Annotated in this window: 12 protein-coding genes; 5 read left to right on the top strand and 7 right to left on the bottom strand. The window is 41.4% G+C overall.

Going from position 1 to position 12,377, the window contains the following annotated elements:
* The first annotated feature begins 3 nt into the window (after positions 1 to 3).
* Both qoxC and qoxD read left to right on the top strand, forming a co-directional pair.
* Entirely contained in the window at positions 4 to 624 is a 621-nt protein-coding gene (gene qoxC, locus ABE41_RS02080) for a cytochrome aa3 quinol oxidase subunit III (protein WP_066286024.1), read from the top strand.
* Positions 617 to 1,027, top strand: a complete 411-nt coding sequence (gene qoxD, locus ABE41_RS02085; protein ID WP_066286028.1) for a cytochrome aa3 quinol oxidase subunit IV — start codon at positions 617 to 619, stop codon at positions 1,025 to 1,027. Before qoxC ends, qoxD begins: the two co-directional genes overlap by 8 nt.
* A 297-nt stretch (positions 1,028 to 1,324) precedes the next feature.
* Here qoxD and ABE41_RS02095 read toward each other — a convergent pair whose 3' ends face one another.
* From ABE41_RS02095 to pdxK, 7 genes are all read right to left on the bottom strand, one after another.
* Positions 1,325 to 2,293 carry a nuclease-related domain-containing protein gene (locus tag ABE41_RS02095; protein WP_066286034.1) on the bottom strand — a complete coding sequence of 323 codons (969 nt, stop codon included), beginning with the start codon at positions 2,291 to 2,293 and terminating at the stop codon, positions 1,325 to 1,327.
* Between the two features lie 115 nt (positions 2,294 to 2,408).
* Positions 2,409 to 3,680, bottom strand: a complete 1,272-nt coding sequence (locus ABE41_RS02100) for a glutamate-5-semialdehyde dehydrogenase (protein ID WP_066286036.1) — start codon at positions 3,678 to 3,680, stop codon at positions 2,409 to 2,411.
* Between the two features lie 52 nt (positions 3,681 to 3,732).
* Complete coding sequence (gene proB / locus ABE41_RS02105; protein WP_066286039.1) at positions 3,733 to 4,866, bottom strand: glutamate 5-kinase; 1,134 nt, start codon at positions 4,864 to 4,866, stop codon at positions 3,733 to 3,735.
* Positions 4,867 to 5,170: 304 nt separating this feature from the next.
* The gene (locus ABE41_RS02110; RefSeq protein ID WP_066286041.1) at positions 5,171 to 5,443 is read right to left on the bottom strand and encodes a spore morphogenesis/germination protein YwcE; all 273 of its coding nucleotides are present in this window, start codon (positions 5,441 to 5,443) and stop codon (positions 5,171 to 5,173) included.
* A gap of 203 nt (positions 5,444 to 5,646) precedes the next feature.
* Entirely contained in the window at positions 5,647 to 6,291 is a 645-nt protein-coding gene (gene bshB2 / locus ABE41_RS02115) for a bacillithiol biosynthesis deacetylase BshB2 (protein WP_066286048.1), read from the bottom strand.
* Between the two features lie 15 nt (positions 6,292 to 6,306).
* Positions 6,307 to 6,657: a YojF family protein gene (locus ABE41_RS02120; protein ID WP_066286050.1), complete on the bottom strand. Its 351-nt coding sequence runs from the start codon at positions 6,655 to 6,657 to the stop codon at positions 6,307 to 6,309.
* Between the two features lie 122 nt (positions 6,658 to 6,779).
* Entirely contained in the window at positions 6,780 to 7,592 is an 813-nt protein-coding gene (gene pdxK / locus ABE41_RS02125; RefSeq protein ID WP_066286051.1) for a pyridoxine/pyridoxal/pyridoxamine kinase, read from the bottom strand.
* Between the two features lie 304 nt (positions 7,593 to 7,896).
* Here pdxK and treP point away from each other — a divergent pair, with 304 nt between their 5' ends.
* The 3 genes from treP to treR all read left to right on the top strand — a co-directional run bounded on the left by treP (position 7,897) and on the right by treR (position 12,237).
* On the top strand, positions 7,897 to 9,303 hold the full coding sequence (treP, locus tag ABE41_RS02130) for a PTS system trehalose-specific EIIBC component (protein WP_066286052.1): 1,407 nt from the start codon (positions 7,897 to 7,899) through the stop codon (positions 9,301 to 9,303).
* 411 nt (positions 9,304 to 9,714) lie between these two features.
* Entirely contained in the window at positions 9,715 to 11,403 is a 1,689-nt protein-coding gene (treC, locus tag ABE41_RS02135; protein ID WP_066294521.1) for an alpha,alpha-phosphotrehalase, read from the top strand.
* Positions 11,404 to 11,520: 117 nt separating this feature from the next.
* Positions 11,521 to 12,237, top strand: a complete 717-nt coding sequence (treR, locus tag ABE41_RS02140; protein ID WP_066286054.1) for a trehalose operon repressor — start codon at positions 11,521 to 11,523, stop codon at positions 12,235 to 12,237.
* Positions 12,238 to 12,377 lie beyond the last annotated feature (140 nt).

Genomic DNA, 12,377 nt, shown 5'->3' on the forward strand with positions numbered 1-12,377 from the left:
AAAATGGCACATGCAGAAACACACGACCCCAACACGCCTTTAGAGTATCGTTCGGAGGTCGGGCGTTTAAATATTCTCGGTTTCTGGATCTTCCTAGGGGCAGAGGTTGCGTTATTCGCAACGCTATTTGCAACGTATATGGTTTTAACGCATCGAATTGCAGACGGTCCGGCTCTTGGTGAACTGTTTGAAGTAAAGAGTTTGTTGATTCAAACCTTCTTGCTTCTAACAAGTAGTTTCACTTGCGGACTCGCTGTTCACGAAATGCGCCGTCATAATGTAAAAGGCTTGATGCTTTGGATGATTATAACTCTTGGGTTAGGTCTCGGATTCCTTTACTTCGAGATTCAGGAGTTCTTGCACTTCATTCATGAGGGTGCAAACATTGGTACAAGTGCAGCATGGTCAGGATTCTTCGTTCTTGTAGGTACGCACGGTGCCCACGTAACGTTCGGTATCTTCTGGGTAACGATGGTCTTGATCCAAGTGGCTAAGCGCGGTTTGACGCCAGCCACTTCTGCAAAAGTTTTCATCACTAGTCTATACTGGCACTTCTTAGACGTTGTGTGGATTTTCATCTTCACTGCCGTTTATCTGATGGGGATGGTGATGCATCATGGCTAATAAAACTGCAGCTAATGGACATGGCGGATTCCCTTGGAAACACTTAATTGGATTCGTGCTCTCCATCGTGTTGACGCTAGTCGCACTATGGGTCGCATTGGAAACTGATTTATCACTGACTTGGATTTTAATTATCATTTTCGGATTTGCGTTCTTGCAGGCTGCCTTGCAGCTCTTGATGTTCATGCACTTAACAGAGAACTCAACTAGCACTAAGCTTACGGGCCGCGTACAGGTAGGTAACATCCTATTTGCAGCGTTCGTAGCCATCGTGATCGTTATCGGCTCTGTCTGGGTAATGACAGCAGGCCACGCAAAACACGAAAAACATGACGTACCGAAGACTGAGAACCATGAAAACCATGGCGGTGGAAATGATTCTGAGGAGCATGGAAGTCATTAATATGTGTGAGAAAGCCTCTTGCTTATTGAAGCAGGAGGCTTTTTTGTGTGGGAATTGGATGATGTGGGCTCTCGTTGGGCGAGAGCCTTTCATTTTTTGAGATTATGCTCGCTCTGGGGGATTTATGCTCGCCCTGAGGGATTTATGCTCGCCCTGGGGGATTTATGCTCGCCCTGGGGGATTTATGCTCGCCCTGGGGGATTTATGCTCGCTCTGGGGGATTTATGCTCGCCCTGAGGGATTTATGCTCGCCCTGAGAAGTTTATGCTCGCCAAAAGAACTTTAGCCCTCTTGAACTTATATGGGTAGTTGAAGTTGATATCGTCTTCCTTTACCTGAACCTATGTATGGCAAGTTCATTGAAGAAAATATTCGCGTAGCCACATGTCTAGACGAGATCTGCAAAAAATCACAAGCTTCCTTATTTGAAATAGAAGTTCCATACAGGAGGGCGTAATCATCAAGAGTAGGCAAATGGAGGTTCATGGACTTCAAAGAACACTTCGAACAATACCAAGTCCCATATTTCCTAACCACTGGCATATAAAAGCACTTAGTACAATAAACCCCTTTGATAATATCCTTTTCTTCAATCTGATACCTTTTTAATAAGTCGGGATTATCGGGAGTATGTTGGCGTACGAGCAGCTTCGAAAGTTTTGTAATCTCTTTTTTCGTCAGCTTCTCAACGGAATGCATCTTTTCGAAAACTTGAATTCGTTCTTGTAGATAAGGACTATGGGTGACATATTGAAGTACGTCTTTATGAGAGGGAAGGGATTTGATGATGGTTCTGGGGTTACTCATTACAACCAGAGAATGAATAGGGATATTAGGAACACGGTTTCTAGACAGCCAATCGGTTAATTGCGATCGCTGGCGCTTTACTTGATAAATGGGATTTTGGAATGCTTCTTCACTGCCGTCATCTCTTGCTCGAATAACCTGATTGAGGTGATCAAAATGTAAAGTTCCAGTGATATATTTTATTTCGAGGATTAAAATATAGCGTGTGGATATAAGAAGCGTATCAATCTGAAAAAAACTATCGTTGGCAGCAAGCCTTAAATCATGAAGAACAGAATAGCCCTTACTCAAGAAAGGTTTTAAAAAATAATCGTTCGATTGTTCACCATGATGTCCTGCGAGTCTTCCGCCTAATTCATCTGAAATGGTTAAAAGTTTGGGATGGTTTTGAATCAAACGCCGCTGAAACACCTCTAGCTTTTTGATTCTAAGCGACTTTGAGCGATCTTTAACTAGCATTGATGACCTCCTTTGCTACATACCTATTCTCTTCAACTGAAGTTTTACCTGCCGGAAAACAACAAAAAAAACAGGCCCGCAAATGCGAGACTGCTTATACAAAATGTAGCTTATATTACCTAATCTGCCCATCACCAGTCATACGATATTTAATCGTAGTCAGTGCAGGTAACCCCATCGGCCCGCGGGCATGAAGCTTTTGTGTCGAGATTCCGATCTCAGCTCCAAATCCAAGCGCTGAGCCGTCTGTGAAGCGTGTTGAAGCATTATGGTATACGGCAGCTGCATCAACGGCATTCAAGAACGTCAGCGCTGTCTCAGCGTCTTCTGTCACCACAGCTTCAGAGTGCTTCGTGCCATAACGCTCAATGTGAGCCACAGCTTCTTCAACTGATCCAATTACTTTCACAGCTACAGCCAGGCTTAAATATTCTTCAGCCCAGTCTTTCTCAGTAGCTGGAATAACGTCTGGCAGTATCTCACCAGCATTTTCGTCACCATGAACTTCAATACCATGCTTATCAAATAAAGCTGCAACACGATCTTTGTTCTTTTCCAACCATGCTTCATGAAAGATAAACGTTTCGGCTGCATTACACACGGCAGGGCGGTCTGTTTTTGCATTCTCTAAAATTTCCAGTGCTTTTTCAACGTCTGCAAATTGATCGACATAGATGTGGCAGTTACCGACACCTGTTTCGAGCACAGGTACTGTTGCATTCTCAACCACTGTCTGGATCAGCGTTCCACCGCCTCGAGGAATCAACACGTCAATGTGCTCTTTCATCGTAAATAACTGTCCGGCAGCTTCGCGGTCTGTTGAAGCGATGAACTGTACAGCATCTTCAGGGATCTTTGTATCAGCTAATGCTTTATGAATCACAGATACAATTGCGGAGTTGGAATGAATCGCGTTCGATCCGCCTTTCAATACGATAGCATTCCCCGATTTAAGTGCTAATCCAGTAGCATCAACGGTTACATTCGGACGTGCTTCATAAATCATTCCGATTACACCTAATGGAACTCGGACTTGTTCTACTTTTAACCCGTTATCTAAAGTCCATCCTGATAAAATTTCTCCGACAGGATCCTGAAGTTCAACCACTTCACGAAGGCCGTCAGCGAATTCTTTAACACGGGCAGAAGTTAGACGCAGACGGTCCATAAGGGCGTCTGAAAAACCTTTTTCTTCACCATTAACTAAATCCTTTTTGTTCTCGTTTAAAATGAAATCCGATTCTTTTTCTAAAACATCTGCGATTACTAATAAAGCTTCGTTTTTCTCTTTTTCAGTCAGTAAGGCAAGCTTTTTAGAAGCTTTCTGTGCCAGCTTTGCCTGGTCTTTTACATTCAATGGTTTGGTTGTACTATTAAAAGTACTCATCCAACGCCTCCTTGTAATTTTTAAACGTTTGTTTAATTTTCATCAAAAAATCTTAGTGAATCGGTACTGCTAAACGTGTGTGACACACTAAATCATCATTGTTGATCGCTTCTTCTGGACCAACGTCTTCAAGTTCGTCTGTTGAGAAGCCTTTGATTTTAATGAGCTGTTTCGATGAATAATTAGAAACACCTAGTCCAACTTCATTGCCATCAAGGTCTTTGATGCGGACGACAGAACCTTTTTTAAAGTGTCCACTTACGTAATGAATTCCAGTAGGATAAAGGCTCTTAAGGTCATCGATTCCTTCTTTCGCTTTATTGGTTACGACAATTTCGCCTTCAGGACCTGAATGGAACGCAATCCATTGCAATTTTGTATCCAGGTTGAATTCGTTCTTTTTAGGAACAAAATAAGTCCCTCGTGCGTCTCCTGTTACTGCTTTATGAATGATGTCATTTGCTGTTGCGTTACCAAGGAATGATGAGATGCCTGAAGCCATTGCAATCTTGACTGCATCAATTTTAGAACGCATTCCGCCTGTGCCGACAGCACTGCCGGGTTCGCCAGCGGATTCCTCAATTTCTGGTGTGATTTCGCTCACTTTCGTTAAAAGCTTAGCTTCCGGATTTTTTCTTGGGTCTTCCGTATATAGACCGTCAATATCTGAAAGGATAATCAGTTGATCCGCATCTACAAGTCCTGCCACTTTTGCAGAAAGTGTATCGTTATCTCCAAACTTTAATCGTTCAACTGTTACCGTATCATTTTCATTCACGATTGGAATGATGCCGCGGTCTAATAGAACATTTATTGTATTTCGTGCATTGTGATAACGATTGCGGTCAGAGAAGTCACTTCTTGTGATCAAGATTTGTGAAGCTGTATATCCATGAGACACAAATCTTTCGGAATAAGCTTCCATGAGAAGACCTTGCCCGATTGAAGCAGCTGCTTGTTTTTCAGATAAGGTAGTTGGACGGTTTAAGCATCCTAATCTTCGGTAGCCTGCTGCAACAGCGCCGGAAGAAACCAGCAATACTTCGTGTCCTTCATCTTTTAATTTAACGACTTCATCTACAAGACGCTCTAACTTACGTCTGCTAATATCACCAAGTCCGCTCGTCAATGAGCTGGAACCAATCTTAATTACAATACGTTTATTTTTTGTTTCATTAAAATCCATATTTGTTGTTAATCACTCCTGTTTTGTTAGTTAGTTTTTTGTATTTTTTATTTTACTTGTCCGGTCAAAAATTCAACGTTACTGAGTATAACATGGTCAGATTTTATGACAACAGGGTTTGGTGAGATAGTGTAGAATACGGGCAAAAAGTGAAGAAAATCGAAGAAAAGAGTGATATATACGCTATAGAGGGTGAGGGGAGATGACAAGGTGATGAGCCGCGGTATACAGTGAAATTTTCAGGTTTAATTTACCAATAAATGCAAAAACCCCTCTAAATGATAGAGGGGAGCAATGTTTTATCTCAATATTCTTTTTCCATTTTGCGTTTCGCCAAGTATGGACGGCCCCAAACAACGTATGCTGCATAATGAGCAAAAACGACGTTTGCAATGAATACCGTTATAAAGAAACTATGAACAAACAGGCTTAAACTGTCATATGCCATAAATAATCCAACGTAAGTCCATAACAGGGCGATAAACGGTATCTGTGCAAGTGCGAGCTTACGGCTATCATGCCACAAGAATAGAGGTGTCGCAGTTGCTACAAACAAATAAACCATAAAAACATCCATTACATATCAACCCCTTGAAGTAGTGTACACGCTTACAATTTTGACAAATTAGCGTCTAAAATGTGAACGATTTGTTACATTTAGTATACCACAATAGGAGAAAAATGCCACATGGATTTGTACATTTTTTTGAAAATTCAAGTTATTAAGTATAAAAAAGAATCCGAAAGCCCAGCAAGGCAACGAATTCTAAGACTTAAAAATTATAACGGATACCGCCAAAATCTTTCTTTTTGAACCCATTCGAGCATCGCAGGATCTTTTTCTACGCTATTAACAAGCCATTGCGTCTGGGAGCGATGCGCTTTGATGCAGTTCATTTTATCTTCAAAAACATCAGAAACATCTGTAACGATGTGAGGTGCACCAAGGTTTTCTTCAGAATTCCTGGCAAAAGCCACACATAAAAGCTCTGGCCGCGCCGACTCATCCATGCTCTTAACCGCACGCACTACGGCTCTTCCCGTTGCTTCATGATCGGGGTGCACACTGTATCCTGGATAAAAGGTAATAATCGTTGCTGGCTTCACTTCATCAATGACAGATAAAAATTGTTCAGCGAGAAGCTGTTCGTCTTCAAACTCGATCGTCTTATCGCGAAGTCCAAATTGACGCAGATCTTCAATGCCAACTGCCGCACAAGCATTCTCCAATTCTTTTTGACGGATAAGAGGGAGGGATTCACGGGTTGCGAAAGGCGGATTTCCCATGTTTCTTCCCATCTGGCCTAGAGTAAGGCAAATATAAGTAACGGGTGAACCCTTTTTCGTATGTTTGGCAATTGTCCCTGATACTCCAAAAGCTTCATCATCCGGATGAGGAAAGATGACTAATAAGTGATCGTTCATGAATGATAACCTCCTTTATACATCAAATGGGGAAGAACTGAGCTGAAGAGCGACAGCCAGACGGCCTTCCTGATCGTGACCCGCAAGAAGAAGCCTTCCTTCTGAGTCGATTTCCCAATGTGTTAATCCTTCTGCATAGATCCAGCCAAGTTCAATCTTTAAACCGACACGAAAAGGACCGATTCCCATGATCTTTCCAGACAAAGGTGTTACTTTTCCGTTTCGGATATATGCATTAACAGTAAGTACTGATTCATTATTGTGATTGGCATAAGCGCCATTTGTCGTTTCCAAATGCAAGTAAAGGTCTTTACCGATAAGTTGATCCAGTGCGTTCTGGACGTCATTAGCTTGAATAGGCTGCATACTTCACACTCCTGCTTATGATAGATGTACTTATTATAATTCAAAACAGCAGAAATCGTGTATGATATGCCTGCCATAAAAAAGAGAGCCGATTTTATCAAACCGGCTCATCTATAAAAGTATTACTTATTTAGTTTATCGCGGTATGCTCCGTGCCATGTTGGTCCTACATATTGATTAAGTTCAAAACCTGATGCGATTGCTTCTGTAATAAAATCTTTTGCAGTAAGAATCGCTTCACGGGCAGGCTTTCCTTTTGCAAGTTCAGCTGTGATTGCAGCTGAGAACGTGCATCCTGCTCCATGCGTCCACGTTGTTTCAATTCTTTCTGATTCTAATACTTCGAACTCGTCTCCATCATATAAAACATCTACTGCACTTTCGTGATCCAGCTTGCCGCCGCCTTTTACGATAACGTATTTTGCACCGTTTGATTGAATCTTGTGAGCTGCTTCCATCATCTGTTCAACCGTTGTGATTGGTTCCATGCCAGCAAGTTGAGCTGCTTCAAAAAGGTTAGGAGTAACAACGGTTGCTTTTGGTACAAGGACGTTCTGCAGTGTGCTTGCCAGTTCAGGGTGCAATGGTTCTGCTCCCTTACAAACCATTACTGGATCAATTACTACGTTTTGAAGAGTATGCTTGTCAATGAGATCAGCTGTTATTTGAATTGCTTCCACAGAGGCAAGCATACCTGTTTTTAATGCGTCCACTCCAATTCCTGATACGACAGTTTCCAGTTGCTTTTTAAACATATCAACCGGAAGTAAAAATACTTCATGGAACCAGTCGCGATGCGGATCTTGAGCGACTACAACGTTAAGTGCTGTCATACCGTAAACGCCAAGCTCCTGGAACGTTTTTAAATCTGCTTGAATACCTGCTCCGCCGCTAGTATCAGAGCCTGCAATAGTAAGTGCTTTTTTAGGTGACATTCTATGATCTCCTTTTCAGTTCGTTTCTGCTTCTGTAACAGATTATATCAAAAGAAAATGGGAAAAGGAAAAGTTGCGTTTATTAGTAAATAACACCAATCAAGCGAAAGAGTTGACTTATTTGTATATACAGGTTAAATTGTTTTTTGTAATATGTATATACAAGTTTTATGATTCTTTGGAAACGCTTCATGCAGCAGTTTGATTAAAGTAATAGTTTTCATCACATGATAATTAAGGGTATAGAAACGATAAGTCCTTTTTTATCAGCATAAATGGAAACGGTTTCTAGGAGGGAACATTAATGAGCAAAATCCGCGAAACAGCTGAACAAATCGTCGAGGCTCTCGGCGGTAAAGATAATATATCTGCAGCTACACACTGTGTCACACGGCTTCGCCTCGCATTGAAAGACGAAGGGAAAGTAGATGAGAAAGCACTTGAAGATATTGATCTCGTTAAAGGATCATTCTCAGCAAACGGCCAGTATCAAGTCGTGATCGGACAAGGAACCGTTGATAAAGTGTACAACGAATTTATCGACATCACTGGTACAGGACGGGCTTCAAAGGAAGACATTAAAGATGAAGCAAGCAAGAAATTGAATCCGCTTCAACGAGCGATCAAAGCATTAGCGGATATTTTTATTCCGATCCTTCCTGCCATCGTTACTGCAGGTCTATTGATGGGTATCAACAACATTCTGACTGGGCCGGGAATTTTTTATGATGAAAAATCTTTTATTGATGTTCATAAAAACTGGGCAGATCTCGCCGGAATCATTAACCTGATCGCAAATACTGCTTTCGTGTTCCTGCCTGGTTTAATCGGATGGTCAGCCGTTAAGAAATTTGGCGGAAGTCCTTTGCTTGGTATCGTACTTGGTCTGATGCTCGTCCATCCAGATCTTTTAAATGCTTGGGACTACGGTAAAACAAAGGATATTCCGACATGGAATCTGTTTGGTCTGCCGATTGAAAAAGTCGGTTATCAAGGTCAAGTATTGCCAGTCTTGATCGCATCTTATGTATTGGCTAAAATTGAACTCTTTTTGAAAAAGCGTATTCCTGATTCACTGCAGCTGTTGTTAGTTGCGCCAATCACATTGTTAGTAACAGGATTTTTAGCATTTATCGTTATCGGTCCAATTACGTTCTCGATCGGAAATGCTGTGACAGACTTTTTCGTATCTATTTTTGATAACTTTGCTTGGTTAGGCGGATTGATTTACGGAGGATTTTACGCACTTCTCGTTGTGACGGGAATGCACCATACGTTCTTAGCTGTCGATCTGCAGCTTATCTCAAATACGGGCGGAACGTTCTTATGGCCGATGCTAGCATTATCAAACATCGCTCAAGGTTCAGCTGCACTTGCCATGTTCGTTGCTTCACGCGATGAGAAGCTTAAAGGTTTAGCTGGAACATCAGCTTTATCAGCTTATCTCGGAATCACAGAACCTGCGATGTTCGGGGTTAACTTACGCTTTAGATATCCATTTATCTTTGCGATGATCGGTTCTGCAATCGCAGGTATCGTGATTACAATCGCCGGCGTAAAAGCATCTTCCATTGGTGTAGGCGGAATTCCTGGATTCCTTTCAATCCTTCCTGGAAGCTGGGGGTCATTCTTTATCGGAATGGGAATCGTAATCGTCGTGCCATTTGTACTGACGTATTTCTATGCGAAATTGAAAAAAGAAAAGAAGTAAACTAAAACAATTAAAACAAAACAACCGGATGAACTTTGATTTCCGGTTGTTTTCATTCATTATAGAAGGCTCTTTTCAAAAAGCTGCTTTCAAAAGAAGATTGTTCTCCGAGAGATTTTGAAGAGCACATCTTTGAAACGGTTAATTGGAGAGGAAGGGCGAGACTCCTCGAAAATGAAATTCACATTTTCTTCGTGCGATGTAATGCTGTCGCAGACTTCCTTGTCCTGCAGGATGAGTGGGACAGGTGAGACCGATCATGTCGCTATGCGACGATTGGGCTCACCGCACACCCTGCAGAAAGCGAGTCCTGTAGCGGAAATTAACCTCATTCAACGGAGATCAACCACTTTCAAGAACAACAAAGAATACGAAAACAGCATTATCGAAAATAATTATGGCGGTGAAAAAATGAAGAACGAACCATGGTGGAAACGATCAGTTGTCTATCAGATCTATCCGAAAAGCTTTAACGATACAACTGGAAACGGAACCGGAGATATTCAGGGGATTATTGATAAGCTCGATTATCTGAAGAACTTAGGGGTCGATGTATTATGGCTGACTCCGATCTATGATTCTCCGCAGCGTGATAACGGATATGACATCCGTGATTATTATAAAATTTTTGATGAATATGGAACGATGGAAGACTTTGACCGTTTGCTTGAGGAAGCGCACAAACGTGATTTGAAAATCATCATGGATATTGTCGTAAACCACACGAGCACCGAACATGATTGGTTTCAGCAGTCACGTTCTTCTAAAGACAATCCATATCGAGATTTTTACATTTGGAAAGATCCTGCTGATGGCGGCGAACCGACAAACTGGATTTCCAAATTCGGAGGTTCTGCGTGGAAATTAGATGAGGAGACAGGACAATATTATCTTCATCTCTTCGACGTGACGCAGGCTGATCTAAACTGGGAGAATGAAGAAGTCCGACAGAAGGTATACGAGATGATGAACTTCTGGTTTGAGAAGGGTGTTGATGGCTTCCGTCTGGATGTTATTAATCTAATCTCAAAAAATCAGGAGTTTCCTGATGATGATGGATCAGTGGCACCTGGTGACGGGCGTAAATTTTACACAGATGGACCTCGTGTTCACGAATATATGCAGGAAATGAACAGAGAGGTTTTCTCAAAGTATGATGTATTGACCGTAGGAGAAATGTCATCCACAACGATCGATAATTGTGTAAAGTACACGAATCCAGAACGTAAAGAGTTAAGCATGACTTTCAACTTTCATCACCTAAAAGTGGATTATCCGAACGGTGAAAAGTGGAGTGTTGCCGATTTTGATTTCTTGAAGCTTAAAGAAATCTTATCCACATGGCAGGTCGAGATGCATAAAGGCGGAGGATGGAATGCGCTCTTTTGGTGCAACCATGATCAGCCAAGAATCGTATCCCGTTATGGGAATGATGGAAAGTACCGTGTAGAATCAGCAAAAATGCTTGCGACAACAATCCATATGATGCAAGGTACGCCTTACATCTTTCAAGGTGAAGAGTTCGGTATGACAAATCCGAAGTTCGATTCGATCGAGCAGTATCGCGATGTGGAGTCCTTGAACATGTTCAAGCTTTTAAAAGAAGAGGGACTGAGTGAAGAGCAGATTTTAGAAATTCTGAAGCATAAATCGCGTGATAATTCGCGTACGCCTGTTCAGTGGAACGATGAAGAGAAAGCCGGATTTACATCAGGCGAGCCTTGGATTCCGGTTGCGAAGAACTATAAAGAAATTAATGCAGAAGCGGCTGTAAAGGATGAGAATTCTGTCTTTTATCATTATCAAAAACTGAATAAGCTCAGAAAAGATCTGGACATTATGACTTATGGCGATTATGAGCTTATTTTAGAAGATCACCCTGAAATTTTTGCTTATTTCCGTAATGGTGATAATGGCGAAAAACTGCTTGTTGTTAATAATTTTTATGGCAAGGAAACTAAGTTCACTTTGCCTGAAGAAAATGTGGCTGAAGGCTATAAAGCGTATGTGCTGATAAGCAATTATGATTCTGAGCCAGAAGATTTTTCTTCATTTACGATGAGACCTTATGAATCAGTTGTTTTTCACTTGAAAAAATAATTGTGAATACGCTTCGTTGACAAGTTGATTGGAGCGGAAATCAACCTCCACTTCTTACTAGCAACTAAATAACGAAAACAGCCAAAAATAATGCTACAATAAGCATGGTGAATGATGATGCGAAAAAATAAATTTCAAGAAATCTATCAAGAACTTTCTTCACAAATTGCAGAAGGTATTATAGCGGCTAACACCCAGCTTCCATCTGAACACGAGCTTGCAGATCGCTACGAAACATCAAGAGAAACGGTTAGAAAAGCGTTGAACCTTTTATCACAAAATGGATTTATTCAAAAAATCCGGGGGAAAGGCTCGATCGTCCTTGAGACGAACAAGTTCAGTTTTCCTGTTTCAGGATTAGTCAGCTTTCAAGAGCTGTCAGAAACGATGGGGAAAAGCAGTGTAACGACCGTTCATGAGTTTGGATTGATTGAACCAGACAGTTTCTTACAGCAGCAGTTGCAGGCTGATTCGAATGATCTCGTTTGGAAAGTGATCCGTTCCAGACAGATTGATGGGGAAACCATTATTTTGGACAAGGATTTCTTTTTGAAAAAATACATTCCGAAGCTGTCGAAAGAAATCGGTGAAAAATCAATTTACGCGTATTTAGAAAAAGAGCTAGGATTAACAATCAGCTTTGCGAAAAAAGAAATCGTAGTCGTTGAGTGTACAGAAGAAGATAAACATCTGCTGGACCTAGACGGATTTCAGCACATCGTCGTTGTTAAAAACTATGTGTATTTAGACGATGCGAGTCTTTTTCAATATACTGAATCCCGCCACAGATTAGATAAGTTTCGCTTTGTGGATTTTGCGAGGCGGGGAAGATAGAAGAAGGAGTGATGAGGAAATTGCCTCGCTCCTTTTTTTGTTGGTTTTATAGCGTGCGGGCATGTCGGTCTTTGTCGGCAAATGTAAACTCGTGGATAAACCCCTAAAATTTCTGGATTGAAGGGCAAAATTTTTGGATT

It is taken from the genome of Fictibacillus arsenicus (assembly GCF_001642935.1).
Lineage (GTDB): Bacteria > Bacillota > Bacilli > Bacillales > Fictibacillaceae > Fictibacillus > Fictibacillus arsenicus_B.

What these genes read in the sequence shown, in the direction of transcription:
- treC (WP_066294521.1), top strand. Translation starts at nt 9,715, where the DNA reads ATGAAGAACGAACCATGGTGGAAACGATCAGTTGTCTATCAGATCTAT.
- proB (WP_066286039.1), bottom strand. Translation starts at nt 4,866, where the DNA reads ATGGATTTTAATGAAACAAAAAATAAACGTATTGTAATTAAGATTGGT.
- treR (WP_066286054.1), top strand. Translation starts at nt 11,521, where the DNA reads ATGCGAAAAAATAAATTTCAAGAAATCTATCAAGAACTTTCTTCACAA.
- treP (WP_066286052.1), top strand. Translation starts at nt 7,897, where the DNA reads ATGAGCAAAATCCGCGAAACAGCTGAACAAATCGTCGAGGCTCTCGGC.
- ABE41_RS02095 (WP_066286034.1), bottom strand. Translation starts at nt 2,293, where the DNA reads ATGCTAGTTAAAGATCGCTCAAAGTCGCTTAGAATCAAAAAGCTAGAG.
- ABE41_RS02110 (WP_066286041.1), bottom strand. Translation starts at nt 5,443, where the DNA reads ATGGATGTTTTTATGGTTTATTTGTTTGTAGCAACTGCGACACCTCTA.
- qoxD (WP_066286028.1), top strand. Translation starts at nt 617, where the DNA reads ATGGCTAATAAAACTGCAGCTAATGGACATGGCGGATTCCCTTGGAAA.
- bshB2 (WP_066286048.1), bottom strand. Translation starts at nt 6,291, where the DNA reads ATGAACGATCACTTATTAGTCATCTTTCCTCATCCGGATGATGAAGCT.
- ABE41_RS02120 (WP_066286050.1), bottom strand. Translation starts at nt 6,657, where the DNA reads ATGCAGCCTATTCAAGCTAATGACGTCCAGAACGCACTGGATCAACTT.
- pdxK (WP_066286051.1), bottom strand. Translation starts at nt 7,592, where the DNA reads ATGTCACCTAAAAAAGCACTTACTATTGCAGGCTCTGATACTAGCGGC.
- qoxC (WP_066286024.1), top strand. Translation starts at nt 4, where the DNA reads ATGGCACATGCAGAAACACACGACCCCAACACGCCTTTAGAGTATCGT.
- ABE41_RS02100 (WP_066286036.1), bottom strand. Translation starts at nt 3,680, where the DNA reads ATGAGTACTTTTAATAGTACAACCAAACCATTGAATGTAAAAGACCAG.